Annotated in this window: 28 protein-coding genes; 16 read left to right on the forward strand and 12 right to left on the reverse strand. The window is 64.7% G+C overall.

What is annotated here, in order from left to right:
- Nucleotides 1-189: 189 nt before the first annotated feature.
- Both fabG and fabD read right to left on the reverse strand, forming a co-directional pair.
- Nucleotides 190-927, reverse strand: a complete 738-nt coding sequence (gene fabG, locus F3H95_RS01060; RefSeq protein WP_143125583.1) for a 3-oxoacyl-[acyl-carrier-protein] reductase — start codon at nucleotides 925-927, stop codon at nucleotides 190-192.
- 18 nt (nucleotides 928-945) lie between these two features.
- A complete protein-coding gene (gene fabD / locus F3H95_RS01065; RefSeq protein ID WP_143125584.1) occupies nucleotides 946-1,890 on the reverse strand; it encodes an ACP S-malonyltransferase in 945 nt (314 codons plus the stop codon).
- Between the two features lie 287 nt (nucleotides 1,891-2,177).
- On the opposite strand from fabD, the gene F3H95_RS01070 reads away from it, so the two are divergent.
- Nucleotides 2,178-3,221, forward strand: a complete 1,044-nt coding sequence (locus tag F3H95_RS01070; RefSeq protein WP_149744635.1) for an aldo/keto reductase — start codon at nucleotides 2,178-2,180, stop codon at nucleotides 3,219-3,221.
- On the opposite strand, the gene F3H95_RS01075 is transcribed toward F3H95_RS01070, so the two are convergent.
- Together F3H95_RS01075 and F3H95_RS01080 are read right to left on the reverse strand one after the other, a co-directional pair.
- Nucleotides 3,154-3,585, reverse strand: coding sequence for a hypothetical protein (locus F3H95_RS01075; RefSeq protein ID WP_185969837.1), 432 nt, complete (start codon nucleotides 3,583-3,585; stop codon nucleotides 3,154-3,156). The genes F3H95_RS01070 and F3H95_RS01075 overlap by 68 nt on opposite strands.
- A gap of 99 nt (nucleotides 3,586-3,684) precedes the next feature.
- A complete protein-coding gene (locus tag F3H95_RS01080) occupies nucleotides 3,685-4,200 on the reverse strand; it encodes a hypothetical protein (protein ID WP_149744636.1) in 516 nt (171 codons plus the stop codon).
- 77 nt (nucleotides 4,201-4,277) lie between these two features.
- On the opposite strand from F3H95_RS01080, the gene F3H95_RS01085 reads away from it, so the two are divergent.
- The 5 genes from F3H95_RS01085 to rplI all read left to right on the forward strand — a co-directional run bounded on the left by F3H95_RS01085 (nucleotide 4,278) and on the right by rplI (nucleotide 7,930).
- Nucleotides 4,278-5,162 carry a LytTR family DNA-binding domain-containing protein gene (locus F3H95_RS01085; protein ID WP_149744637.1) on the forward strand — a complete coding sequence of 295 codons (885 nt, stop codon included), beginning with the start codon at nucleotides 4,278-4,280 and terminating at the stop codon, nucleotides 5,160-5,162.
- 299 nt (nucleotides 5,163-5,461) lie between these two features.
- Nucleotides 5,462-5,935, forward strand: coding sequence for a 30S ribosomal protein S6 (gene rpsF / locus F3H95_RS01095; protein ID WP_143125588.1), 474 nt, complete (start codon nucleotides 5,462-5,464; stop codon nucleotides 5,933-5,935).
- A 26-nt stretch (nucleotides 5,936-5,961) separates the two neighbouring features.
- The gene (gene rpsR, locus F3H95_RS01100) at nucleotides 5,962-6,210 is read left to right on the forward strand and encodes a 30S ribosomal protein S18 (protein ID WP_143125589.1); all 249 of its coding nucleotides are present in this window, start codon (nucleotides 5,962-5,964) and stop codon (nucleotides 6,208-6,210) included.
- A gap of 157 nt (nucleotides 6,211-6,367) precedes the next feature.
- Entirely contained in the window at nucleotides 6,368-7,339 is a 972-nt protein-coding gene (locus tag F3H95_RS01105; protein WP_244617840.1) for a DUF2232 domain-containing protein, read from the forward strand.
- A gap of 18 nt (nucleotides 7,340-7,357) precedes the next feature.
- On the forward strand, nucleotides 7,358-7,930 hold the full coding sequence (gene rplI / locus F3H95_RS01110) for a 50S ribosomal protein L9 (protein ID WP_143125590.1): 573 nt from the start codon (nucleotides 7,358-7,360) through the stop codon (nucleotides 7,928-7,930).
- An 80-nt stretch (nucleotides 7,931-8,010) separates the two neighbouring features.
- Here rplI and F3H95_RS01115 read toward each other — a convergent pair whose 3' ends face one another.
- The 3 genes from F3H95_RS01115 to F3H95_RS01125 are packed head-to-tail and all read right to left on the reverse strand — an operon-like array spanning nucleotide 8,011 to nucleotide 11,266.
- Entirely contained in the window at nucleotides 8,011-9,066 is a 1,056-nt protein-coding gene (locus tag F3H95_RS01115; protein ID WP_149744638.1) for an HlyD family secretion protein, read from the reverse strand.
- Nucleotides 9,067-9,077: 11 nt separating this feature from the next.
- Nucleotides 9,078-10,814, reverse strand: a complete 1,737-nt coding sequence (locus tag F3H95_RS01120; RefSeq protein WP_149744639.1) for an MFS transporter — start codon at nucleotides 10,812-10,814, stop codon at nucleotides 9,078-9,080.
- A complete protein-coding gene (locus F3H95_RS01125; RefSeq protein WP_149744640.1) occupies nucleotides 10,811-11,266 on the reverse strand; it encodes a MarR family transcriptional regulator in 456 nt (151 codons plus the stop codon). Before F3H95_RS01125 ends, F3H95_RS01120 begins: the two co-directional genes overlap by 4 nt.
- Nucleotides 11,267-11,624: 358 nt before the next feature.
- Here F3H95_RS01125 and F3H95_RS01130 point away from each other — a divergent pair, with 358 nt between their 5' ends.
- Nucleotides 11,625-13,121, forward strand: a complete 1,497-nt coding sequence (locus F3H95_RS01130) for a replicative DNA helicase (protein WP_143125594.1) — start codon at nucleotides 11,625-11,627, stop codon at nucleotides 13,119-13,121.
- Between the two features lie 68 nt (nucleotides 13,122-13,189).
- Here the strand turns inward: F3H95_RS01130 and F3H95_RS01135 are convergent, their stop codons facing one another.
- Nucleotides 13,190-13,591 carry a rhodanese-like domain-containing protein gene (locus tag F3H95_RS01135; protein WP_143125595.1) on the reverse strand — a complete coding sequence of 134 codons (402 nt, stop codon included), beginning with the start codon at nucleotides 13,589-13,591 and terminating at the stop codon, nucleotides 13,190-13,192.
- Between the two features lie 101 nt (nucleotides 13,592-13,692).
- Between F3H95_RS01135 and ftrA the strand changes: the two genes are divergently transcribed.
- Entirely contained in the window at nucleotides 13,693-14,679 is a 987-nt protein-coding gene (gene ftrA, locus F3H95_RS01140; protein WP_149744641.1) for a transcriptional regulator FtrA, read from the forward strand.
- Nucleotides 14,680-14,684: 5 nt separating this feature from the next.
- Here the strand turns inward: ftrA and F3H95_RS01145 are convergent, their stop codons facing one another.
- The 3 genes from F3H95_RS01145 to F3H95_RS01155 form a co-directional block, all read right to left on the reverse strand.
- The gene (locus tag F3H95_RS01145; protein ID WP_149744642.1) at nucleotides 14,685-14,987 is read right to left on the reverse strand and encodes an AzlD domain-containing protein; all 303 of its coding nucleotides are present in this window, start codon (nucleotides 14,985-14,987) and stop codon (nucleotides 14,685-14,687) included.
- A complete protein-coding gene (locus F3H95_RS01150) occupies nucleotides 14,984-15,685 on the reverse strand; it encodes an AzlC family ABC transporter permease (protein ID WP_149744643.1) in 702 nt (233 codons plus the stop codon). The genes F3H95_RS01145 and F3H95_RS01150 overlap by 4 nt, the downstream gene beginning before the upstream one ends.
- A gap of 63 nt (nucleotides 15,686-15,748) precedes the next feature.
- Complete coding sequence (locus tag F3H95_RS01155) at nucleotides 15,749-16,606, reverse strand: AraC family transcriptional regulator (RefSeq protein ID WP_143125599.1); 858 nt, start codon at nucleotides 16,604-16,606, stop codon at nucleotides 15,749-15,751.
- A gap of 235 nt (nucleotides 16,607-16,841) precedes the next feature.
- Between F3H95_RS01155 and F3H95_RS01160 the strand changes: the two genes are divergently transcribed.
- Genes F3H95_RS01160 through F3H95_RS01170 form a run of 3 tightly spaced genes read left to right on the forward strand, consistent with a single transcriptional unit; the run spans nucleotide 16,842 to nucleotide 19,856 of the window.
- On the forward strand, nucleotides 16,842-17,981 hold the full coding sequence (locus tag F3H95_RS01160; protein WP_149744644.1) for an ABC transporter substrate-binding protein: 1,140 nt from the start codon (nucleotides 16,842-16,844) through the stop codon (nucleotides 17,979-17,981).
- Between the two features lie 13 nt (nucleotides 17,982-17,994).
- Nucleotides 17,995-19,074 carry an iron ABC transporter permease gene (locus tag F3H95_RS01165; RefSeq protein ID WP_149744645.1) on the forward strand — a complete coding sequence of 360 codons (1,080 nt, stop codon included), beginning with the start codon at nucleotides 17,995-17,997 and terminating at the stop codon, nucleotides 19,072-19,074.
- On the forward strand, nucleotides 19,071-19,856 hold the full coding sequence (locus F3H95_RS01170) for an ABC transporter ATP-binding protein (protein WP_149744646.1): 786 nt from the start codon (nucleotides 19,071-19,073) through the stop codon (nucleotides 19,854-19,856). Before F3H95_RS01165 ends, F3H95_RS01170 begins: the two co-directional genes overlap by 4 nt.
- 91 nt (nucleotides 19,857-19,947) lie before the next feature.
- On the opposite strand, the gene F3H95_RS01175 is transcribed toward F3H95_RS01170, so the two are convergent.
- A complete protein-coding gene (locus tag F3H95_RS01175; RefSeq protein WP_149744647.1) occupies nucleotides 19,948-21,174 on the reverse strand; it encodes an alpha-D-ribose 1-methylphosphonate 5-triphosphate diphosphatase in 1,227 nt (408 codons plus the stop codon).
- A 288-nt stretch (nucleotides 21,175-21,462) separates the two neighbouring features.
- Here F3H95_RS01175 and alr point away from each other — a divergent pair, with 288 nt between their 5' ends.
- From alr to F3H95_RS01200, 5 genes are all read left to right on the forward strand, one after another.
- The gene (gene alr / locus F3H95_RS01180) at nucleotides 21,463-22,632 is read left to right on the forward strand and encodes an alanine racemase (protein ID WP_149744648.1); all 1,170 of its coding nucleotides are present in this window, start codon (nucleotides 21,463-21,465) and stop codon (nucleotides 22,630-22,632) included.
- 65 nt (nucleotides 22,633-22,697) lie between these two features.
- Nucleotides 22,698-22,955: a type II toxin-antitoxin system ParD family antitoxin gene (locus F3H95_RS01185; RefSeq protein ID WP_143125605.1), complete on the forward strand. Its 258-nt coding sequence runs from the start codon at nucleotides 22,698-22,700 to the stop codon at nucleotides 22,953-22,955.
- A gap of 47 nt (nucleotides 22,956-23,002) precedes the next feature.
- Nucleotides 23,003-23,254: a type II toxin-antitoxin system RelE/ParE family toxin gene (locus F3H95_RS01190; protein WP_244617869.1), complete on the forward strand. Its 252-nt coding sequence runs from the start codon at nucleotides 23,003-23,005 to the stop codon at nucleotides 23,252-23,254.
- Between the two features lie 8 nt (nucleotides 23,255-23,262).
- Nucleotides 23,263-24,666 (forward strand): DNA repair protein RadA, encoded by a 1,404-nt coding sequence (gene radA / locus F3H95_RS01195; RefSeq protein ID WP_149744650.1) that lies wholly within the window; start codon nucleotides 23,263-23,265, stop codon nucleotides 24,664-24,666.
- Nucleotides 24,667-24,792: 126 nt separating this feature from the next.
- On the forward strand, nucleotides 24,793-25,398 hold the full coding sequence (locus tag F3H95_RS01200) for a CvpA family protein (protein WP_149744651.1): 606 nt from the start codon (nucleotides 24,793-24,795) through the stop codon (nucleotides 25,396-25,398).
- Nucleotides 25,399-25,536 lie beyond the last annotated feature (138 nt).

A 25,536-nucleotide genomic window follows, 5' to 3' on the forward strand; every position in this document is an offset into this window, starting at 1 on the left:
AAACTCGCTCACCCGAGAAAAGACTTCAAGCTTCCATAGATCAACAGACAGCCTGTCAGTTTTCGGGGTGACTGTTCACAGTCATGGCCCGCTTAACACGGTTTCACCGTGTCGCAAAGCCAGAAAATGGCCCGCCACCCGGCCACCAACAGGCAATGCGCCTGCGGCATGCGGGGCGGCGCAAGCCACTCAGATCATTGCCATGCCGCCGTTGACGTGCAGCGTCTGGCCCGTAACGTAACCTGCCTCGTTGGAGGCGAGGTAGAGAACGGCGGCAGCGATGTCGGCACCGGCACCCATGCGCTTCATCGGAATGGCGCCCAGAATGCCTTCCTTCTGCTTGTCGTTCAGCTTGCCGGTCATCGCGCTTTCGATGAAGCCGGGCGCCACGCAGTTGACGGTTACGTTGCGGCTGGCGATTTCCTGGGCGAGCGACTTCGAAAAGCCGATCATGCCGGCCTTGGAGGCGCAGTAATTGGCCTGGCCCGGATTGCCGGTGACGCCGACCACCGAGGTGATGTTGATGATGCGGCCGAAGCGGCGGCGCATCATCGGATGGGTCAGTTCGCGCGTCAGACGGAAGGTCGCCGTCAGGTTGACTTCCAGAACCGCATCCCAGTCCTCGTCGCTCATGCGCACGAAGAGACCGTCCTTGGTGATGCCGGCATTGTTGACGAGGATGTCGACGCCGCCAAGCTCGGCTTCGGCCTTTTCGCCGAGCGCCTTCACCTGATCCCGGTCGCCAAGATTGGCGGGGAAGATATGAGCGCGCTCGCCGAGTTCGCCAGCCAGTGCTTCCAGCTTCTCGGCGCGCGTGCCGTGCAGGCCGACCGTTGCGCCCTGGGCATGCAGCATGCGGGCAATTTCCTCACCGATGCCGCCGGTTGCGCCGGTGACGAGAGCCTTGCGGCCGGTCAAGTCAAACATGTTTCAATCCTTTTGCGTTCAGCCGAGCAGGGTCTTGAGGGCGGCCTCGATATCGGCCGGACCGTTGACGGCAATGCCAGTGACAGTCTTGTCGATACGGCGGGCAAGCCCGGTCAGCACCTTGCCGGTCCCGATTTCATAGAGCGTCGTCACACCATTGGCGCCGAACCATTCCACGGTTTCGCGCCAGCGCACCTGCCCGGTCACCTGGGTAACGAGCAGGGTTGCGATCTCGTTTGCATCGCGGACGGGCGCGGCGCGCACATTGGCGATGACGGGCACGACCGGATCCTGCTTGGCAACCTTGTCCAGCGCGTGGCGCATGGCATCGGCGGCGGGTGCCATCAGGTCCGAATGGAAGGGCGCCGACACCGGCAGCATGAGGGCGCGCTTGGCGCCCTTTTCCGAGGCGAGCGCGGCAGCCTTTTCCACGGCTGCCCTGGATCCGGAAATGACGAGCTGGCCGCCGCCATTGTCATTGGCGATCTGGCAGACGCCGGCGGCCTTCGCCTCGGCGCAGACGGCCTCCACATCGGCATGTTCCAGCCCGATGATCGCCGCCATCGCACCCTCGCCGACCGGCACGGCCGACTGCATGGCATCGCCACGGATGCGCAGCAGGCGGGCGGTATCGGCAATCGTGAAGGTGCCGGCAGCGCACAGCGCCGAATATTCGCCGAGCGAATGGCCGGCGACATAGGACACCTTGTCGGCGAGTTTCAGGCCGCCGGCTTCCAGAACGCGCATCACCGCCATCGACACCGCCATCAGCGCCGGCTGGGCATTGGCCGTCAGCGTCAGCTGGTCCTCGGGTCCGTTCCACATGATGTCGGAGAGCTTCTGGCCGAGCGCTTCGTCAACCTCCTGGAAAACCGCGCGAGCCTCCGGGAAGGCGTCTGCGAGATCCTTGCCCATGCCGACGACCTGGCTTCCCTGGCCGGGAAATGTAAATGCGATGCTCATTGGGTCGTAATCCTTCCCTTTTTTGCCTTTCCATTCACATTCTCTCCCGCCAAGTCAAGGCCGGCAGCAAGCGCCAGGCCCGCCAATGCAAGCCTTTTGCCCCTCGTGAACAGGGTTTTTGCCATGGCACGGTGCATCGGCGCCCGCAGCCTCCGGCGAACGCGTTGCAATATCGGTTTCCCTTGCGTTGCAGCAAAACCGGCTTACATTCGCTGCGCCTCCCGGGACCCAGCACCGGTCCCAAGCTTAATGCCTGCCCCTAACCCCTGAAAGACGGGAACGATCTCATGAAATACAAGACGCTCGGCCGAACCGAACTCAGCGTGTCCGAAATCTGCCTCGGAACGATGACCTGGGGTTCGCAGAACACGCAAGCCGAAGCCTTCGAGCAGATGGATTACGCGCTCGATCACGGTGTGAATTTCTTCGATACGGCGGAACTCTACCCTACCACGCCCCTTTCCCCCGACACCTATGCCGACACCGAACGGCTGATCGGCAACTGGTTCGAAAAGACCGGCAAGCGTGACAAGGTGGTGCTGGCAACCAAGGTTGCCGGTGCCGGGCGTCCCTATATCCGCGGCGGCGCGCCGATCACGGCCGATACGATCCGCGAGGCGGTGGATGCGAGCCTTGCGCGCCTCAAGACCGATTACATCGATCTCTACCAGATCCACTGGCCGAACCGCGGCCATTTCCACTTCCGCGGCGCCTGGGGCTACAACCCCTTCAACCAGGACAAGGCCAGGACCAAGGCCGAAATCACCGAGAAGCTGGAAGCGCTGGGCGAATGCGTGAAGGCTGGCAAGATCCGCGCCATCGGCCTGTCGAACGAGACGACCTGGGGCACGCAGGCCTTCCTGACCATCGCCGAACAGCTCGGCCTGCCGCGCGTTGCCACCGTCCAGAACGAATACAGCCTGCTCTACCGCCACTTCGATCTCGACATGGCAGAGCTTTCGCATCACGAGGATGTGGGCCTCCTCGCCTATTCGCCGCTCGCCGGCGGCATCCTGTCCGGCAAGTATCTCGATGGCGGCAAGCCTGCCGGCTCGCGCGGCTCGATCAACGGCGATATCGGCGGACGCCTCGTGCCGCTGCAGGAGCCGGCAACACGCGCTTATGTGGAGCTTGCCCGCATCCACGGGCTCGATCCCTCGCAGATGGCGCTTGCCTTCTGCCTGACGCGCCCGTTCATGGCCGCCGCCATCATCGGCGCGACCTCGATGGAGCAGCTGAAGCTCAACATCGGCTCGGCCGACGTCAAGCTGTCGGATGAGGTGATGAAGGCGATTGCCGCCATCCACCGTCAGTATCCGGCCCCGATCTGAGGCCTGACGCCACCTGCCGCCGGGCCGCCTCGCTGGCCCGGCGCTCTCCTTCCTCAAGCCACAGTGCGCGGACCGTGGCCCAGTCCGGCATCTGTTCGGCCTCGAAGCCGAAGGCATAGCCGGCGCCGATCGCGGGAAAGACCCGCATCGCCTGCCGGTGTGATCCGGATGCCATGAAGGCCAGCATGGCGGCGCGATCCGTCCAGGCCGAGCGCGTGTGCTGCACGCCCGCCATGCTGCGGGCATCCGCCTCGATGAGGCCGGGCGCTGCCTTCACCTGCTGCATCGCCGCGACCGCATGCCACCAGAAGCGAGGCATGTGCCAGACGGAATGGGCCCGGAAACCGGTGATCGAAACATACATGCGCAGTCGCCCTCGCGGATGGTGATGCACCTGTCTACGACGGCTTCGGTCTGCTGGACCTGGCCGAGCCCCAGAGAACCCTGGCAGACTGGCGCTCCCTCACCCCTTCACGACCTCGGGACGCTGCAGGCGCTGCACCTTTCGCAGATGGGCGAGGCTGCGGCAGAGCATGAACCCCGTGGAGAAGACGTTGAGAAGCGAGAGGACCAGCCGGGCGGTCGGCGTCGCGATCGCAGCCGGCGCGATCACCGCCATCACCGCATAGGCATAGTTCGTCCAGAACAACAGCAGGATCAGCGCCAGCGAATGCCATTCGCCGGAAATGAGGATGCGGCCATCCGGCAGCAGCTCCGTCTGACGCTCGGGCTTGACAACTGCAACTGCCGCCGCCCCGATCACGGCGCCGAGAAAGGCACCGGCCAGCGCCGCGGGATCGCCGTGCGTGGCGATCAGCTTGCCGCAGGCGAGCAGCACGAAGATCACCGAGGGCAGAAGCAGGCGCAGCGGCGACACCCGGCTGTCGCGCAGGCGCGCAGCGCCGAGAAGGCACAGAAAAACCAGCAGGAACCACACCCAGACCGGAGCGCCCGTGATGACTTTGACGAGGAATTGCATTTTATACTCCCTGCACGGCAGCCGGCGGCCGCAACCGGCGGCAGACAGCGGAAAAGCGGGACGGGAATCAAAACGGCATGCGTGAACGGCCGGAAAAATCCGCAGGCGGAAGCAGTCTGCGACTGGCGCTTCGTGAAATGCAGGCCGATCTCGCCTCCGCAAAGACGCATGTGCTGCTGGCCGGCGCAATCATCATCCTCAGCCTTTCCGGCCCCTTCGGTACCTATGAGGCGCTGCCGCCGGTGGGGCGACTTCTTTACTGGGCAACGATGGTTCTCCTCACCTTCGGCCTGGCGAACTTCGCCGGGACGCTGACGAGCATTGCCCTTTCCCGTCGCGGCATCCGCCGACAAAGCGCGCTGGCGCCGGTCGGCCTTGCGGCGGGGCTTGCCGCCGGTCTCGGCGTCGCGGTCATCCAAGACGTCGTATTCGGCTTGGGGGCCGATCCGCTACGGACGCTCATCACCATCTTCGGCTATGCCCTTGTGATCGCCATGACGATCACCGTGATCTTATTCGTGTTCCGGCGCGCCGATGAGGCGCCGCAGGAAAAGGCGCGGGAGACGACGGCCGCGCAGCCGGAGATGCCGCCCGCCCCCGCTCTGGCCCCCGCCCCCGCTCTGGCCCCCGCCCCCGCTCTGGCCCCCGCCGCGGCTCTGGTGCGCCGCCTGCCGCTCGACAAGCGGGGACGCATCGTCAGCCTCACCGTACGCGACCACTATGTCGAGGTGACCACGCTGAAGGGCAAGGCGCTGCTGCTGATGCGCCTCAGCGACGCCATCGAGGAAGCGGGCGCGGTGAACGGCGTGCAGCTGCATCGCTCGCACTGGGTGGCCGTCGATGCGATAAGGGCGATCCACCGGGTCAACGGCCGCCTCGAGGTGGAGACGCTGACCGACGAGCGGCTGCCCGTCAGCCGCGCCCATGCGGCCCGCCTGCGCGACGCAGGCCTCCTGCCCTGACGACGGGGCATTGCCACACGCGGCGGAGAAAATCTGCAAAAGCCTTGCGTTCCCGGAAAATGCGCGTATAAGCGCGCTGTTCGAAATGCCCGGTCTTCTGGCTGGTGGCTGAACGGAGGGCCGGTTCCGCACATGGAACCGCAGGAACCACAAGGGTTCCGGCCTCCCGTGTCTCCGCTCTCGACCGTCTCGATCGTAACGCTTTTCTTGCCGGGGCTGCAATGCTCCTTCCAAGACCAGTCGTTGAGGCTTAGCCGCCGATTACCGGGCCAAGACAACCGCAAGAAAGGCAAGCTGATATGGCTCTTTACGAACACGTATTCCTTGCCCGGCAGGATATGTCCGCGCAGCAGGTTGATGCCCTCGTCGAACAGTACAAGGGTGTCATCGAAGCTCATGGCGGCAAGGTCGGGCGCATCGAAAACTGGGGCCTCAAGTCCCTGACGTACCGCATCAAGAAGAACCGCAAGGCTCACTACGCGCTGATGGACATCGACGCACCGGCTCCGGCCGTGCACGAGATGGAGCGCCAGATGCGCATCAACGAAGACGTTCTTCGCTACATGACGATCGCCGTCGAGAAGCACGAAGAAGGTGCGTCTGCCATGATGCAGAAGCGCGACCGCGACGACCGTCCGCGTCGTGACGGCGACGATCGTGGCCCGCGCCGCGAATTCGGCGATCGTGGCCCGCGTTCGGACCGTGGTCCCCGCGAAGACCGCGGCCCGCGTGAAGGCGGCTTCGAGCGTCGTCCGCGCGAAGATCGTGCATAATCCGAGAGCTTCAAGGAGAATTACCCATGGCTGACGCATCCTCTGCTCCGGCACGCCGTCCGTTCCACCGCCGCCGCAAGACCTGCCCCTTCTCGGGCGCCAACGCACCGAAGATCGACTACAAGGACGTTCGTCTCCTGCAGCGCTACATTTCCGAGCGCGGCAAGATCGTTCCGTCCCGCATCACGGCCGTTTCCCAGAAGAAGCAGCGCGAACTGGCCCAGGCCATCAAGCGCGCCCGCTTCCTCGGCCTTCTGCCCTACGTCGTATCCTGATCGACCCCTTGCCGCCGGCACTTCGCGCCGGCGGCATTCTCCCTTCCGCGATGGGCGCGGATCGGAACCCTTGAAAACCCCATGTTGGGGATGACGTGCCTGAAACAGAATTGTCAGGCCTCTCCCCTAACTGCTTGAACAGGCAGGACAGCGAGACGTGTACGGATTGAACCAGACAGTGCTGACGACCGGCATTCTTGCCGGCATTGCCGCAACGCTGCTCGTGATGGGCGCGAATGCGCAGCCCTCGTTCGCGTCCGTTCTTTACGCCTCCTCCGCCCTTCCCGTTCTGGTCGCCGGCCTCGGCTGGGGCAATCGCACCGCCATCGTCGCCATCGTCACCGCTGCCATCCTCGGCGCCATCCTGGTGTCGCCAATGTTCGCGCTTGCCATGGCGATCTTCACGCTGGTGCCGGCAGGCTGGCTGTCCCATCTCGCCAATCTGGCGCGTCCGGCCTCCGAACTGGGCGGTCCGGACAACCTGATGGCCTGGTATCCGATCTCCGACATCCTGCTGCATCTGTGCGGTCTGGTGACGCTTGCGGTGGTCATCCTCGGCATCGTGATCGGCTATGGACCGACGCTGACCAATGCGCTGGTCGATGCCATGGTGGAGACCTTCAACCAGCAGAACCCGGCCATGGTGCCGGATGCGGCAGCGCTCGCCCAGACCAAGCGGATGATCTTGCTGATGCTGCCGATCGTCCAGGGCGGCCTGTGGGTAATGCTGCTGTTTGCCGCCTTCTATTTCGCCGTGCGCATCGTCTCGCGCAGCGGCCGGGCGCTTCGTCCGCGCGAGGACATGCCGTCGGCGCTGCGCATGAACCGCAATGCCATCTTCATCTTCCTGTGCGGCATCGTGCTGACCTTCCTCGGCGGCGTTCCGGCGATGATCGGTGCGACGCTCTGCGGCACATTCGGCGCAGGCTTCCTGATGGCGGGCTTTGCCGCCCTGCACTTTCGCCTGCGCGACAAGGACTGGCGCCTGCCGGGCCTCGTCTTGATCTACCTCTCCACGATGATGCTGCTGCCGGCCATTGCCGTCCTCGTCATCGGGCTCACCGATACGCGCCGGACGATCGCCCTGACGCCGGCCCGCGATACCAAATCCACCGACTCCAAGACCTGATCTGAAAGGACAAGACCCATGCACGTCATTCTTCTCGAACGCATCGCCAAGCTCGGCCAGATGGGCGAAACCGTCAAGGTTCGCGACGGTTACGCCCGTAACTTCCTGCTGCCGCAGGGCAAGGCGCTGCGCGCCAACGACGCCAACAAGAAGCGCTTCGAATCCGAGCGCGCCACGCTGGAAGCCCGCAACCTCGAGCGCAAGTCGGAAGCCCAGAAGGTTGCCGAAGCCCTCGAAGGCAAGTCCTTCATCGTCGTTCGCGCTGCTGGCGAAACCGGCCAGCTGTACGGTTCGGTTGCGGCTCGCGACATCGTCGATGTTCTGGCTGCGGAAGGCTTCAACATTGCCCGCAACCAGGTTGACCTGAACAACCCGATCAAGTCGATCGGCCTGCACAACGTCACCCTGCACCTGCATGCCGAAGTCGAAATCGAAATCGCCCTCAACGTTGCCCGTTCGGCCGAAGAAGCCGAGCGCCAGGCCAAGGGCGAAAACCTCAACTCCGTCGACGCCATCTACGGCGTGGACGAAGACGCCCTGCGTCCGGAAGACTTCTTCAACCCGGACGACGAAGACGGCGACGACGCCTGATTGCATCGGCCTATCATGGCATGAAAAGAGCCCCGGATCGCAAGATCCGGGGCTTCTTTTTTGGCTCGCTGACAGGGTGATCAGCCGAGGCTGCGCGGCGCCTGCGTTTTGTCGACACGCACGATCACAGAAAGACCGGGCTGCAGATCGCGGATCGCATCCTGCCCGTCGTCGAAGCGGATGCGGACACCGACACGCTGGGCGATCTTCACGAAATTACCGGTGGCATTGTCGGAGCGGATAACGGCGAATTCCGAGGCCGCCGCCGGCGAGAAGCGCTCGATATAGCCCGTCAGCCTGCGGTGGCCGAGCGCATCGACGCTGATCGTCACCGGCTGGCCGGCCTGCATGCCCTGCAACTGGGTCTCCTTGAAGCTGGCGATCACCCAGACGTCGTCGGGTACCACCGCCATCAACTGGGTGCCGGCCGTCACGTACTGGCCGACGCGGGCGCCGACCTCGCCGACATGACCATCGCGCGGTGCCCTTATCGCGGTGTTGTCGAGATCGATGCGGGCGAGTTCGACGGCCGCCTCGGCGCTGGCGACGGCGGCTTCCAGCGAGGCGCGGTTGACGATGATGGTCTGCAACTGCTGGCGGGAGACTTCGAGGGCGGCCTCGGCCTGCTGCACGGCGGCGCGCGCCTTTTCGAGATTGGCTTCTGCCTCCTCCTGGCCACTTGCGGTACCGACACCGCTCCTGGAAAGGTTCTGCTGACGCTCCTCGGCAAGGCGGGCCTGGGTGAATGCCGCCTCCACGCTCGTCACCGCCGCCTCGCTGGAGGCGATATTGGCCTTGGCGGAGACTTCCTGCTGATGGGAATTGGCAAGCGCCGCCTTCTGGCTGTCGAGCGTCGCCTCGGCCTGTGCCAGCTTCTGCCGGTAGATCCGGTCGTCGATCCTCGTCACGACGTCGCCGGCCTTGACGCTCTGATAATCCTTGACCGGGACCTCCACGACATAGCCGCTGACCTGCGGACTGAGCGTGGTCACGTAACCGCGCACATAGGCATTATCGGTCATCTCCACGCTGCTGGTAAAGGGCGGCAGGCGCCAGGCATACAGGACGAGCCCGAGGCCCACGATGCCGACAACGAGCAGGATCAGGGTCGCGGGAGAAAAAATGCGTTTCAACATGATGTGAGACCTTAAGCGTTGGAAACCGCCTCGGCACCGGCACGCCGGCGCGTGGACCAGGCAACAAGCCGATCCCAGGCGAGATGGATGAGAAGACCGATCAGCGCGAGCGCGGAGGCAACACCGATCAGCAGAAAGGTATCGTTGTAGGCCAGCATATAGGCCTCGCGGGACACCTGCTGGCCGAGCAGCGCCAGTCCCTCGGCGTTCAGAAGGGTCTTGTCCGTCAGCGCCTTGGCATAGGCGCCGGAGAGTTGCGCGACGCGCTGGGCGACGTCCGGATCCGTCAGGAGCACGTTTTCGACCAGCAGGGTCGAATGGACCTTTTCACGGATCGTCACGAAGGTGCCGAGCAGGCCCGTCGCGATGACCGAACCGCTGATCTGGGTAAACAGGAAGATCGCGATGAAGTTGACGAGGTAGGGTGGCCCCTTCTGCAGGGCGGCGCCAAAACCGCGCAGCATCACCGGGGGCAGGAACATGGCGGCGCCGAAGGCGATCATCGACTGGCTGAGATAGAACTGTTCCGGCCGGGTGAGATTGTTCGACTGGCTGTCGAGGAAGGCGCCGAGTGCGATCAGCGAGAGTGCGATGACATGAGCGATGCCGGACTGGCTGCGCACCATCAGGACGGCACAGGCCGCGCCACCCAGCACCGAGCAAAGCAAGATCAGTGAAAACAGGGTCGCCATCTGGTCATTCTGGATGCCCAGCTGCTGCAGGAAGCTGACCATGGTGCTGGACTGCTCGGCAGTGACGGCGCGGAAGACGATCAGCACACCGGCCAGATGCAGGTTCGGCCAGGAGAAGATCCAGCGCAGGTCGAGCAGCGGGTTCTGACGGCGCAGCTCGATCATGCCGAACAGCGTCAGCGACACGATGGCAAGCGCCACCAGCGCGCCGAGCCACGGCGCCTCGAACCACCAGTAGAAGCGGCCGAGCGTGAAAAAGACGGCAAACGCGCCGAGACCGACGGCCAGCAGCAGATAGGTGAAGATATCGAGCCGCTCGATCGCCTTGACGCGGGGCGGTGCGGTCAGCGGCAGCATGTAGATGACCGGCAGCGCCATCAGCGCCAGGCCGAGTTCCATCGTATAGAGCGCCTCGTAGCCATCGATATCGAGCAGGCCGGGCGAGATGATGCGGGCGACCGGCGCCGCCAGCAGCGTGCCTGTGAGCGCGATGCTGAGACCGACCGTCAGCTTTCTCTGCGGCGGAAAGGCTTCGAGGATGTAGAGAAAGCCAAGTGAAGAGAGGGGGGCGGCTGCCATACCGCTGACGAAGCGCACGACGAGCGCCGAATGCAGGTCGGTGACGAACAGGTTCAGGCACGAGGCCAGCACGAAGGCGCCGATGCTGAGTTCCGCGAAGGGCCGCAGGCCGTATTGCACGCGGATCTTGAACAGCGCCAGCGACAGGCTCGCATAGGGCGCCATATAGGCGGCCGAGAGCGCCGCGACTTCCGCGACCGTGGCGGAGAAGGTGCCCTGCAGCTGGTAGAGATTGGCCGAGACGATGTTCATGCCGAGCCCCTGGGTCATGAACATCAGGAGGCCGGAGGCAATATAGGCGAGCGTCAGCCAGAGCGGGCGCTCCTCGATCGGCACCGGCTGGGCCGGAAGGGATTTTGCGGCGGGCGCGACATTTGCTGCCTGCGGGACAGCTTGCGGCGCCACAGCGGCATCTTCCGGGCGCCGAGCACCGCTCTCCTGGTCTGCGTCGCGACTGACGGTGATGGCGGTGCTCATGCCTTCTGCTCCTCGGCGCTGGAAACGGCAAGGTTCCGGTTCAGTTGCAGGAGAACGCGCAGGGCGGTGTCGAGGTCCTCTTCCGCAATGCCTTCCACCAGACGGTTGCGCAGGCTGCGCGCCAGATCCTGCACGTCGCGGCTCACCACCTCCCCGTCCGGCGTGACGTGGATTTCCTTCACCCGGCGATCGCCATCGCCGGCGCGCCGTTCGATGAGGTTCTGCTTTTCCATGCCGTCCAGCACGCGCACCAGCGTCGGCGTTTCGATCTCCAGTTCTTCAGCCAGATCCTTCTGGCTCAGCACGCCGCGACGGCCGAGGGCAAAGAGCGCGCGGGCGCGCGTCAGCGTCAGCCCGGTTTCCCGCGCCCGCAGGTCGAACAGCGCCCTGAGCCGCCTGTTGAAGGCGGACATTTCATCGAACAGGCGCTCGTTGAGTGTATGACGTGACATTGATAATACGACCTTACAATTAGTATCCTAATTATTTAACCGCTATCTATATCGGGAGCAACAAGCCTTCAAGAGCATAGCTCGCACGACAGCCATGCAAATTTGGCAAATGTCAAAGCAGCCGTCTTGAAACATCCCGCCACGGCGGTGAAGGCGCTATAGTTGGCGTCTCGCCTTCCTGATTCGGCGCGTATCACAGTCAACGGATTTATCGGGGCATGGCCGCATTTTCCGGTCGATGCTTCTGCGGCCTGTGAATCGTTGTGAGTTCACGGCCATCGTTTGTGATCGGCGCGCCGGTCCGGTAGAGTGGAACACCACCAGACATGCCCGACATGAAAATGATTGGATCGATACGATGAACGAAGCCGCGCGCAAACTCGCGCCCGCTCTCTCCAATGAACCGCATTATCGCGAAGCCCCGAACAACCTCGAGGCCGAGCAGGCTCTGCTGGGCGCGATCCTTGTCAACAATGATGCCTATTACCGCGTTTCGGACTTCCTGAAGCCGGTGCATTTTCACGAGCCGCTGCACCGCAAGATCTTCGAGGTGGCGGGCGACATCATCCGCATGGGCAAGATCGCCCATCCGGTGACGATCAAGACCTTCCTGCCCGCCGACACCAAGGTGGGCGACCTCACGCTTGCGCAATATCTCGGGCGTCTCGCCGGCGAAGCGGTCACCATCATCAATGCGGAAGACTATGGCCGCGCCATTTACGATCTGGCGCTGCGCCGCGCGCTGATCACCATCGGCGAAGACATGGTCAACATCGCCTATGATGCACCGCTCGACATGCCGCCGCAGGCACAGATCGAGGACACCGAGCGCCGGCTGTTCGAACTGGCAGAAACCGGCCGATACGACGGCGGCTTCCAGTCCTTCTCCGATGCGGTGGCGCAGGCGATCGACATGGCCGGCGCCGCCTTCGAGCGCGACGGCCACCTTTCCGGCATTTCGACGGGCATCATGTCGCTCGATGCCAAGATGGGCGGGTTGCAGCGCTCCGACCTGATCGTGCTTGCGGGCCGTCCGGGCATGGGTAAGACCTCGCTCGCCACCAACATCGCCTACAATATTGCGGCGGCTTACGAGCCGGAGGTGCTGCCGGACGGCTCCTTCAAGGCCAAGAATGGCGGTGTCGTCGGCTTTTACTCGCTCGAAATGTCGTCCGAACAGCTGGCCACCCGTATCATTTCCGAGCAGACGGAAGTCTCCTCCTCGAAAATCCGCCGCGGCGACATCACCGAGGCCGATTTCGAAAAGCTCGTCGCCTGCAGCCAGATGATGCAGAAGGTGCCGCTGTTCATCGACCAGACCGGTGGCATCTCGATTGCCCAGCTGTCGGCGCGCGCCCGGCGCCTGAAGCGCCAGCGCGGCCTCGATGTGCTGGTGGTGGACTATATCCAGCTGATGACCGGCTCCGGCAAATCCGGGGAAAACCGCGTGCAGGAGGTGACCCAGATCACCACCGGCCTGAAGGCGCTCGGCAAGGAGCTGAACGTTCCGATCATCGCGCTCTCGCAGCTCTCGCGTCAGGTGGAAAATCGCGAGGACAAGCGCCCGCAGCTTTCCGACCTTCGCGAATCCGGCTCGATCGAGCAGGACGCCGACGTGGTGCTCTTCGTGTTCCGCGAGGAATACTACGTCAAGAACATGGAACCGCGCGACCCGAACGACCCGAAATATCCCGAATGGGAAGCGCATATGGACAAGGTGAAGGGCACGGCCGACGTGATCATCGCCAAGCAGCGTCACGGACCGACCGGTACTGTCAAGCTCGCCTTCCAGTCGGAATATACCCGCTTCGCGGATCTGGCCGACCCGAGTTTTACCCAGTACGAGGAACATTGATCCTCAAGACAGCGCCCCGCCCGAAAAGCGGGGCGTTTCCGTTCGGGCCGATCATTGGGGACCGCACGTCAGGAGATTTCCCCCGTCGCCAGCGCAAACCCCTCGTCCAGCCAGCCGGTGATGCCGCCGGCCATCAGCTTGACCGGGAGGCCAAGTTCGGCAAGCCGCAGGGCTCCACGTGCAGCACCATTGCAATGGGGGCCGGCGCAGTAGGTCACGAACAGCGTGCCTTGCGGCCACGCCGACATGCGGTGCGCGGTGATCTTGCCATGCGGCAGGCTGATGGCGCCCGGCACATGGCCGGCGGCATAAAGAGCAGGGCTGCGCACATCAAGCAATACGAAATCTGCGCCCTTGGCGAGCGCGTCATGCACATCCCAGCAATCGGTCTCGAAGGTGAAGCTTGCGGCGAAATGGGCGCGCGCCGCCTCGCTCGGGGCAGCGGCAACGGCGGTGACGGAACTTGGCATCGGTCAATCTCCCTTGAGCAGAGCAGTCCTGTGAACGGCCAGACCATCGGCAAATCCGCCCGGCTTGCCAATTGGCAACTTTGACAATATGCGTAGAGATCATGCCAAACCCGTCCCCTGCCCTTAGCGGTCCGCTGGTCGTCGCGCTCGTCTATGACGGGCTGTGCACGTTTGAATTCGGCATTGCCGCAGAGGTGTTCGGGCTCAGCCGGCCGGAAATGGGGCCGGGCTGGTATCGCTTCGCCAGCGCCGCGGTCGAGAACGGGCCGTTGCGGGCGCAGGGCGGCCTGACGGTGACGGCCGATGGCGACGTCAGTCTGATCGATCGGGCGGACATGATCGTCGTGCCGGGCTGGCGGGGCATCGATCTTCCGGTGCCGGACGATCTTTGCGCGCGGCTGCGTGCGGCCCATGTGCGTGGCGCGCGGCTTGTCTCGCTCTGTTCGGGCGCCGTGGTTCTGGCCGAAACCGGCCTGCTGGACGGCGCCATCGCCGCGACCCACTGGCGCTATGCCGAGAGGCTGCGGCAAAGGCGCCCGCAGGTGAGCGTGGACGAGACCTCGCTCTACCGCATTCACGACCGCATCTTCACCGCCGCCGGCAGCGCAGCCGGCATCGATCTTCTGATCGAGATCGTCCGCCGGGATTTTGGCGCGGCAGCCGCCAATTCGGTGGCCCGGCGCATCGTGATGCCGGCCCACCGCAGCGGCGGCCAGGCGCAGTTCCTGGAGCGACCGGTGGCGCTGCGGCCGGGCAGCGAGATCGCGCCCCTTCTCGATCAGGTGCGGCAGGATCTTGCCGGCGACTGGACGATCGCCCGCATGGCCAGCAGCTGCCGGATGAGCGAGCGCACCTTCATCCGCCGCTTCATCGAGGCAACCGGTGTTTCCCCCGGCGACTGGCTGGCAGCCGAACGGATGGAACGGGCGAAACAGCTGCTTTGCGCGCGCGACGCCCCGATGGAGGAGATCGCCCATGCCGTCGGCTTCGGCTCCGCCCATGCACTGCGCCACCATTTTCGCAAATGGCTTGGCCTCAGTCCCACCGCGTATCGCACCCGCTTCATGCCGGTGGAGGCCGGGGGCTGAGGGCGTCAGAGCCCCGCGGCGCGCAGCAGCGCCACGGTGACGACACCGGCACCCGCCGCCGGCAGAAGCGGAAGACGCAGCGCAGCCAGCGCCGCGACGAGGCAGGCGATGGTTTCGGCCGGACCGGTGGCAATCGCGGTCGGGGTCACCACGGCCATCAGCACGGCAGGCGGCACCGCCGTCAGCGCCCGCTCCAGACGCGGCGACAGCGTGAACCGGCTGACGAGCAGCGCACCGATGAGGCGGGTGAAGACGGTGGCGGCCATCATGGCGAGGATGGCGGCAAGGGTTGCGGGATCGAGCCTCATGCCGCCACCTCCTGCCGGACCGGGGCGAGGAGCGCTGCGACAAGCCCCGCCAGCGCGCCTGCGGCGATATACCAGGCGCCCGGCACAAGGCTGTGAACGGTCAGCGCCGCAACCGCACTGGCCGCGAGCACCCGCCCCGTATCGGCGCCCTTCCAGAAGCCCATCAGCAGCACGATGAAGACGGCCGGAAAGGCAAAGTCGAGCCCATAGACCGCGACATCGCCCAGCAGCGCCCCGAACAGCGAGCCGCCGAGGCTCGCCAGAACCCAGCCGCAGTAGAAGGGAAGCGCGAGGCCGAGATAGAAGGCTGGGGTCAGCGGCTGACGGCGGGCGCGGGCTTCCGCCAGCGCCCAGTTCTCGTCCGCCATGACGAGAAGCGCCGGTACCGTCTGCCAGCGACGGAACAGGCCGAGACTGCGTGCCAGCGAGGCGCCCATCAGGATATGGCGGAGGTTGACGAGAAGCGCCGCAAAGCCGAGCGCACTCCAGGAAGCCGGATGTGTCCACAGATCCATGGCGACGAATTGCGAGCCGCCGGCAAACACCAGCGCGCTCAGCAGCACGGTTTCCAGCGGCGAAAGGCCATTGCCGGCCGCAACCGTGCCGAACACGAAGCCGATCGGCAGCGCCGCCAGCACGAGGGGAAGAATGGCGCGCAAACCGTCGAGCAGCTCGCGCCGAAAATGCCGTGATGTCATGAAGACCTCCTGTCGAGACAGGCTGTAAAGGTCCGGACTGGCGCGGGTCTTGAAGGAAAGTGATCAGCCGGCGCGGAAGACGGCCGGCGTCAGCCCGGTGCGCGCCTTGAAATGCCGCGTCAGATGCGCCTGATCGGCAAAGCCGCAGGCCGCCGCCGTGTCGGATGGTGTCGCGCCGCTGCGCAGCAGGTGCCGGGCATGCCGGATGCGCAGATCGGTCTGGTAGGCATGCGGCGTGATGAAGTAATGCTTTCGGAAGGCACGGATCATGTGGGCGCGGCTGAGACCCGCCACCTTCGCCAGGGTTTCCAGCCCGATATCCGCGTCGAAATGCCGGGCGATGAAATCCTTCACCCGCCGCATGGCGAGCGGTTCGTGATAGTCCCGCGTGCTGATAATGGCGCTGCCGTGACGGGCGAACATGGTGGCAAGCACGCCATACATGCTCTCCTCCCCCTCCAGCGCGGTGCCTTCCTCGATGGCACGGTGCGCCCGGTTGAAGGCGGTGGCGAGCGGCGCATCCGTCAAAAGCTGGCGTGAAAAGCTCGGCATGCCGTGAAAGGCCCGGCCCGTCATATCCTCGATGATCTCCGTCAGAAGCGCCGGGTCCGGATAGATCATCCGGTAGCGATAACCGTCCGGCGCACCGGGCTGACCGTCATGGATCTCGCCGGGATTGATCAGATAGAGCGCACCGGGGCCAGTATGCTCCCGCGCGCCGCGGATCATCGCCACCTGGCACCCGGTCTCGATCGCGCCAATCGAAAACGTATCGTGCGAATGCGGGGAAAATTCGTGCGTGATGAAGGAAGCCGTCAGGCATTCCATGTTGCGGAAACGCCGGTCGCGCCAGAAACGGGTCTGCTCCGTCCGGGAGACGGGCGTCGCCTCGGCCGCCTGCTGCTGGGAAACATTGTGCATGACATGAGCATAATGCGCCCTGCCCGCTCCGTCTTGAACAAAAGTGAGGTCCGGCTGCCCATCCTTGCTGCCGGCTGACATGCACAGCCCGCCTGCGGCGCCTTGTCCCTTGTCGCGACCTATCGAGCAAAAGTGAAGTTAACCTGATTGACAACATCATCTTTCGGCGCAAGAAGCGCCGCACCATCCGTTTCCATCCCCGGCCCTTCCTCCCAGCCCTTTCTTGGATACAGCAATGAAGCTCTTTTCGCGTTTGCGCCTGGCCCTCCAGGCAAGCCTGTTTGCCCTGCCGGCCCTCACCGCCCATGCCACCGATTATCCGCTGACGGTTACCGATTTTGCCGGCCGCAGCGTCGAGATCAAGTCGGAGCCGAAGCGCGTCGTGCTGCAGGATGGCCGCGATCTCTTCACGCTGGCACTGCTCGACCGCCAGGACCCGCTGCAGCGCGTCGTTGCCTGGAACAACATCCTGTCGCGCTCCGATCGCCAGGGCTGGGCGCTTTTCCAGAAGAAATGGCCTGAATCGGCGGCACGGCCGGTCGACATGAAGTTCGGCGATGACGGCCAGATGAACATGGAGCAGATCGTGGCGGCCAGGCCGGATCTCGTCATCGTGCATGCGCGCGTCAAGCAGGCGCTGGAGGATGCCCATGTGCTGGACAGCCTGAAGGCGCTCGGCGTGCCGGTTCTGATGATCGACAGCGAAATGGAGCCGGCGGTCAATGCGGTCAAGAGCGTCGAGCTGCTGGGCAAGGTGCTGAACCGCGAGAAGGAAGCAGAAGAGTATGCCGGCTTCTATCGCAGCCACCAGAAGGCGGTGGATGACGCCATTGCCGGCACGGCCAAGCCCAAGGTGTTCATCGAGGCGCTTGCCGGTCGCAAGGGCGCCGATTTCTGCTGCTTCACCCATGGCGATGTCTATTGGGGCAAGCTCGTTCAGGCCGCCGGCGGCGAAAACCTCGGCACCAGGATGCTGAGCGGCCGCACCGGCGACGTGGCGCTGGAAAGCATCATCGGCGCCCAGCCGGACCTCTACATGATGAGCGGCACGCCGTTCGAGGACAAGGCGGCCGTCTCGCCCGCCTTCGGCTTCGACATCGACCGGGCCAGCGTCGAACAGGGCATGTCCCGGCTGATGGCGCGCAAGGGATTCGAGCACATCAAGGCGGTGCAGGACGGCCACGTGGTGGGCCTTTACCACCAGCTCTATTCCAGCGTCTGGAACATCTATGCCATCGAATATCTGGCCAAGGCTCTGCATCCGGACGAGACGAAGGCCATCGATCCCGATGCCGACCTGAAGACGATCCTGACCCGGATGACCGGCCTTGGCGACGTGCCTGTTGTCTTCGGGGCAAGGCTCGCCGGCAAGTGACGGTCGCTCTGCCATGACGCCACTCAACATCGCGCAGCCTGCCGAAGACCTTGGCTTTCGCCAGGATGCCGCAACGTGGCGACGCGTGGCCATCATTGCCGCCCTTTTCGGGGCGGCCTGCATCTTCGGCGTGCTGGATATCATGATCGGTTCCGGCACGCTCAGCCTCTCGCAGGTCCTGGCCGCCCTGTTCGGCCCGGCGCATGCCGATCCCGGCGCGGTCTTCATCGTCTGGAGCCTGCGCATGCCGATGACGCTGATGGCGGCGGTCACCGGCATCGGCCTGTCTCTCGCCGGTCTGCTGATGCAGACGATCCTCGACAACCCGCTGGCGGAACCCTTCACGCTCGGCGTTTCCTCGGCGGCGGGCTTTGGCGCGGCGCTGACGCTCGCGGCCGGCTTTGCCGTCTCGACCCTTCTGCCCGGCGTGCCGCCGGAGCTGGTCATCTCGATCAACGCCTTCGTCTTTGCGCTTCTCGCCGTCCTGCTGGTGCTCGGCCTCTCGCAGGGCGCGCGCAATGTGCAGATCATCACGCTTCTCGGGATTGCGCTGCATTTCGTCTTCAGCGCGCTTCTGTCGCTCGTGCAATACACCGCCAGCATCGACCAGTTGCAGAGCATCGTCTTCTGGCTTATGGGCTCGCTGCAGCGGGCGACCTGGCTGAAGCTGACGATCACCGGCAGCGTCGTGCTCGCCGTGCTCCCCGTCGTGCTGTTCCATGCCTGGCAGCTGACGGCGCTGCGCAGCTTTGGCGAACAGGCCATCGTCTTCGGCGTTCGGGTGCGGCGGCTGCGGGCCCTGATGCTGGTGCTTTCGGCGCTGCTCGCCGGTTCGGTCACCGCCGTGGTCGGGATCATCGGCTTCATCGGTCTTGTCGCGCCGCATGTGGCGCGCATGCTGACCGGCGAGGATTACCGCTTCACCATCGCCTCCACCATGGCGGTCGGTGCCCTGTTCGTGACGATCGCCTCGCTGCTCTCCAAGGTGATCCTGCCCGGCGCGGTGCTGCCGCTCGGCATGGTGACCTCGCTGGCTGGACTTCCCTTCTTCATCTTCCTGATCCTGCGCAAGAGCCGGGGAAGCCTGCGATGAGCCTCGTCGTCGAAGATTACAGCGTCATGATCGGCAGCCAGACGGTGATCCGGAATGCGCGGATGAGCGCGCGGCCCGGCGAAATCCTGGCCGTGCTCGGCCCCAATGGCGCCGGCAAATCCACCTTCGTGCGGGGGCTCTGCGGCCTGCGCAAGGCCCGCGGCAAAGCCATGCTCGGCAGCTTCGATCTTCTGAACAGCACGCCCGCCGAACGCGCCGAGAAGGTGGGCTATGTCGCGCAGGATCTCGCCCATCTCGATGTGCAGATGACGGTGCTCGACCTCCTGATTCTCGCCCAGAACAGCGGCCGGCATGGCTGGAAGACCGAAAGCGGCAGTTTTCGCCACGCCCGGCAGATTCTCGATGCGCTGAACCTTGTCCATTTCGCCGGCAAGCAGCCGTCGCAACTCTCCGGCGGCGAACGGCAGATGATCGCGCTCGCCCTCGCGCTGGTGCGCCGGCCGGACCTGCTGCTGCTGGACGAGCCCACCTCGGCGCTCGATCTGGCGAACCAGTTGCAGATGCTGGACGCGGTGTGCGAGGTGACGCGGCGCGAAGGCATCGTCACGCTCGCCATCCTGCACGACATGAACCTCGCCAGCCGCTATGCGGATGCAACGCTGATCCTGAGCGACGGCCACATCCGCCACCACGGCCGCACGGCCGAGGTTCTTCACCCGGAGATGATCGCGGAGATCTATGGCGTGGAGTGCCGCCTCGTGGAACTGGAGGACGGACACCGGGCGATCTATCCGGTCGCGCTGCGATCGCACTCTTTCTGAGCAGACATTTCCCAGGACGAGAGAGGGGGGACTGCGGCTCTGTCCGCCGAGAGCTGACCCGCGTCACGGATCAAGCCGCAGCCCTTGCGCCTCAATGCCCTGCCGGCACGGCACGATAGGCCTCGCGGCCTGCCACGAAGGTGCGCCGCACGGAGGGCACGCCGCCGTCCGGCCACTCGACCAGCACCAGATCGGCCCGGCGGCCGACCTCGACGACGCCACGATCCGCAAGCCCCGAGGCGCGGGCCGGATTGGCCGAAACCAGCGGCCAGAGCGCATGCAGCGGCGCCACGCCATCCGCCAGCAGGCGGGCAAGCCCCAGCAGCATGGCCGGATAATAGTAATCGGAGGCAAGGATATCGCAGAGGCCTTCGCGGATCATGTCGGCAGCACCGATGGAGGCGAGATGGCTGCCGCCGCGTGTGGCATTCGGCGCACCGAACACAATGAAATCGCCGGCTGCGCGCGCCGCCTCCGCCACCCGCCTGTTCATCGGGAACTCGCTGATGCGCGCACCATGGCCGCGATAGAAATCGCGCGTCTCGATCTGGCTGTCGTCATGCGAGAGCATCGGGGCATCGGCGGCGCGGCCAAGGGCGGCAACCGTGTCGATCGCTGCCTGCACCTCGGAACGCCGCTCCCAGACGGACCGCGTCAGCGCCACCATATCGGCAGCAGGTATCTTTGCCCGCTTGCCGCGCTCGGCCATCTTGTCGGCGAAGACCGGATTTTCAGGCTCCAGCGCCGGATAGGCCGGATCGAACTCGAACGGCCGCTCCTGCATCCTGACCGCCGGATCGAGCAGCAGCATCGAGGTATGGTCGTTGAAGGCGATCGAGGGCAGACGCGGACCGGCAAGCGTGTCGCGGATGAGATCGATCGCCTCGAAGCAGAAGGTTTCCCAGCGCAGCTGCACCCGGTTGTCGACGGTAAGGCGCGGCGCCAGCTGATCAAGCCCGGCGACGATGGCGCGACCGTTCTCCACCGAACGCAGCCCCGGCTCCCAGCTCAGCGTCAGTGCATGATAGGCGGTTGCGATGCCGTTTGCAGCAAGCTGCCGGTCGGTTTCCAGAAGCGCCGGCGCCACCGGCAGCATCGTGCCCGGTCGTGGCATGATCTGCCGCTCGAAGGCATCGCCATGAATGTCCACGAAGGCCGGCGCAAGCATCTGGCCGCGGCCGTCGATGACGATTGCCTCGTCGCGGGCGCCGTCGATGGCGGTGATGCGGCCATCTTCGACGCGGACGGAGGCGGGCGCAAGGCGATCCGCAAAGACCACGGTTGCGCCTTCGATGATGAATGCCGGATGCTGCTGCATGATATCGATTCCCTGATCGCAACGGGCGCGGTTCTAACAGAGGCGCGCTTCTACTGGCCAGATGTGACACTATTGCGAGCGCGCCCGGACAGGACTGCATTTTGAAACCCTGACATTCGGCTGCCGCCCTCTTGCGCGCAAACGCTGTGCATGTGCGAAGAATTCACGGGATCATCGTTTTTGTCCGCCCGAGACGTGATAGGGTCGCGCCCGCCTGCACACACGGCTGCCGGACCCGATCGGGAAAGCGGCCCGGTGACGCCTGATGAATGACAAAGGATGATGCGAATGACCGACGGACGTGATGAGCTGATGGAAACCGATCCCTTCGATGCCGCCCCGCTCCGTCTCACCGTCAACCTGGAAGCGCTCGCCGAAAACTGGCGCGACATGGCGGCACGCTCGGGCCGGGCGCGGGCCGGCGCGGTGGTGAAGGCAGACGCCTACGGGCTCGGCATCGAGGATTGCGGGCTGACGCTCTACGAGGCCGGGGCGCGCGATTTCTTCGTCGCAGCCGTCAGCGAAGGCGAGACGCTGCGCGCCTATGCGCCGGATGCGCGGATCTTCGTGCTGTCCGGCATCTGGCCCGGCCAGGAGAACGCCGTCTTCGCAAACGACCTCGTGCCGGTGATCGCATCCGAGGAACAGCTGGCCTTCTGGATGGCGGTTCTCACAGAACACGGTCCCTATCCGTGCGCGCTCCAGGTCGATACCGGCTTCAACCGGCTGGGGCTTTCGGTCGGCGAAGCGCTGGCCCTCGCCGACGACGTCTCACGCCCGACGAGTTTCGAACCGGTGCTTGTTCTCTCCCATCTGCACAGCGGCGACACGCCGGACGCCGAGGCCAACCGCCGGCAGCTCGATCTGTTCCGGACGGTGAGCGCCGCCTTCGAGGGTGTCGAAGCCAGCCTCTCCGCCTCCGCCGGCATTTTCCTCGGATCCGACTATCACTTCGACCTGACGCGGCCGGGGATTGCTCTTTATGGCGGGCAGACCTGCATCGGCACGGATAATCCGATGCGTCCGGTTGCCACCGCCGAAGCGCGCATCGTGCAGATCCGCGAGGCGAAGGCCGGCGAAACCGTCAGCTATGGCGGCACGCACCGCCTCGCCCGCGACAGCCGTCTCGCCGTCGCGTCTGTCGGATATGCCGACGGCTATCTGCGCAATCTCTCCGGCAGCGGCATACCGCTGCGCGCCAGCGTGCCGGCAGGCGCCTTCGGCTTTATCGCCGGAACGCGCGTGCCGGTGCTTGGCCGCATCACCATGGATCTCACCGTCTTCGACGTCACGGACGTGGCCCGTCCTGCGATCCGCGCCGGCGATTACATCGAACTGTTCGGTGCCAACATGGCGCTGGACGAGGTGGCCGCCGCCGCCGGCACGATCGGCTACGAACTGCTCACCGGCCTCGGGCTTCGCTACGAACGTCGGAGCCTCGGCGAAGACGACATCTGAGCCTTTTTCATCCCCACTGGTCAGGGCGCTGATGCTGCGCTATAAGAGAACAAAAGGAGATCGAAATGACCGAGATCCACCTGACCGAGGAAGAACAGGCCTTCATCGATGCGAAGCTGCGCAGCGGTGTCTACCGAAGCGCCGAGGACGTGGTGCGGGCGGGGCTGCAGTTGCTGGACCGTGATGATGAGCATGTTCGGCAGGCGATCGATGCCGCCGATGCTCAAGTCGCAGCTGGCGATACCCTTCCGTTCGAAAACGCGGATGCAATCGCTGATTCGGTCATCGAGCGGGGGATGCGGCGATTAAACCGAAAAAGCTGATCTACACGCGGCTCGCGGATCAGGACCTCGTCGACATCTTTGTCCATATTGGCGAAAGCGACATCATCGCAGCAAGCCGTTTCGTGCGTCAACTAACAAGCAAGATCGCATGGATAGCAGCAAGCGGCTTTCCCGGCGTTCCACGTGATGACCTGCGCAGCGGCTTGAAGGCGCTGCCCTTTCGCAGACGCTGCATCTACTTCCGCACGACGGCGGAGGAGATGATCATCCTCAGCGTTCTCCACCGCCACCAGCATCTCTCGGCGGACCTCTTTCCCGAAGAACAACAACAAGACTGATCTTTTCGATGGCAAAACCCAAGACCCAATTCGTGTGCCAGAACTGCGGCACGGTACATACCCGCTGGGCCGGCAAGTGCGATGGCTGCGGCGAGTGGAACACCATCATCGAGGAAGACCCGATGGGGGGCATCGGCGGCGGTCCCGGCAAGGCACCGAAGAAGGGGCGGCCCGTGGCGCTGACGACGCTGTCCGGTGAGACGGAGGAAGCGCCGCGCGTACAGACCGGCATTGACGAACTGGACCGGGTGACGGGTGGCGGTTTCGTGCGCGGCTCTGCCGTTCTGGTCGGCGGCGATCCCGGCATCGGCAAGTCGACTCTCCTGATGCAGGCGGCAGCGGCACTCTCGCGGCGCGGCCACCGGATCATCTATGTCTCGGGCGAAGAGGCGGTCGCACAGGTGCGCCTGCGCGCCCAGCGGCTGGGAGCGGCGTCTTCCGACGTGCTGCTGGCGGCGGAAACCAATGTGGAGGACATTCTGGCGACCCTTGCCGAGGGCAAGCGGCCGGACCTCGTGATCATCGATTCCATCCAGACGCTGTGGAGCGATACCGCCGATTCCGCGCCGGGAACGGTCACCCAGGTGCGCACCGGCGTGCAGGCGATGATCCGCTTTGCCAAGCAGACGGGGGCCGCCATGGTGCTGGTCGGTCACGTGACGAAGGAAGGCCAGATCGCCGGCCCGCGCGTGGTCGAGCACATGGTCGATGCGGTGCTTTATTTCGAGGGCGACCGCGGCCACCATTACCGCATCCTGCGCACGGTGAAGAACCGTTTCGGGCCGACCGACGAGATCGGCGTGTTCGAAATGTCGGACAAGGGCCTGCGGGAAGTGTCCAACCCGTCCGAACTCTTTCTCGGCGAGCGCAATGCCAAGGCCCCGGGTGCTGCCGTCTTCGCCGGCATGGAAGGGACGCGTCCCGTGCTGGTGGAGGTGCAGGCGCTCGTGGCGCCCACCTCGCTCGGCACGCCGCGACGCGCCGTCGTCGGCTGGGATTCGGCACGCCTGTCGATGATCCTTGCCGTGCTGGAAGCCCATTGCGGCGTGCGTCTCGGCCAGCACGACGTCTATCTCAATGTGGCCGGTGGCTACCGCATTTCGGAACCGGCGGCCGATGTGGCGGTGGCGGCAGCACTTGTCTCCTCGCTGGCCGCAGCCCCCCTGCCGGCCGAGCGGGTCTATTTCGGCGAGGTCAGCCTGTCGGGAGCGGTGCGTCCGGTCTCGCAAACGGCACAGCGCCTCAAGGAAGCCGAAAAGCTGGGCTTTTCTTCCGCCATGCTGCCCGCCTCCTCGGCCGAGATCCCGAAGGGCGGCCGCAAGGGCTGGAGCGAGATCGAAGGCCTGCCCGATCTGGTGGTGGAAATCGCGGGATCGATGAGGAAGCTGGGGAAAGCGGAGGCGGAGGATTGATCTTTTCCCCGCCGTCTCCCTGTTGTAAGAGGTGCGCCACCGGCGTTGAGGGTTAACCGGACCTTCACGCCACCCGCCACGGGGTCATTCTGGCGCAGCCAGATCAGTCTTGGAGTAAGTTCGTCCATGCCCATCACGATATTCGACGGCATTGTCATCGGCGTCACCCTGTTTTCGGCGGTGCTCGCCATGGTGCGCGGCTTCTCCCGCGAGGTTCTGTCGATTGCCAGCTGGGCAGGCTCCATCGCGGCCGCCTATTATGCCTATCCCTTCCTTCTGCCCTATGCGAAGAACTACACCACGGATGAGCGCATCGCGATTGCAGGCTCGGTGGCCGTTGTCTTCTTCGTCGCGCTGATCATCATCACCTTCATCACCACCCGCATTGCCGATTTCATCATCGACAGCCGCATCGGCGCGCTGGACCGGGCGCTCGGCTTCGTGTTCGGCGTGGCGCGCGGGGTTCTGCTTCTCGTGGTGGCCGTTGCCTTCTGGAACTGGCTTGTCGGCGTCCAGTCGCAGCCGGTCTGGATCACCCAGTCCAAGTCGAAGCCCTTCCTGGATACGCTGGTCGGACGGCTGGAAGCCGTGCTGCCGGAAAATATCGAGCAGCAGGCCCGCGCCCGCCTGCTTGGCAAGAGCAGCGCACAGCCGGCCAGTGGCGAGACGGACAATGCCCCTTCCGACGAAGCGCCCGCACAGGCACCGACGCCGAGTGTGACAAAGAATTGACAGTTTGGTGCTCTTCTAAGGGAAGCCAAGCGTCACCACTTGTGCTATAGCGCGCGAGACAAGGCCGGATACGGGATACCCCTCCGGCCTCTTTCAGTTTCTGACAACGCCCATGTTTCTGACAACGCCCAAGGACCT

Source organism: Rhizobium sp. RU35A (genome assembly GCF_900156005.1).
Classification (GTDB): Bacteria; Pseudomonadota; Alphaproteobacteria; order Rhizobiales; family Rhizobiaceae; genus Neorhizobium; species Neorhizobium straminoryzae.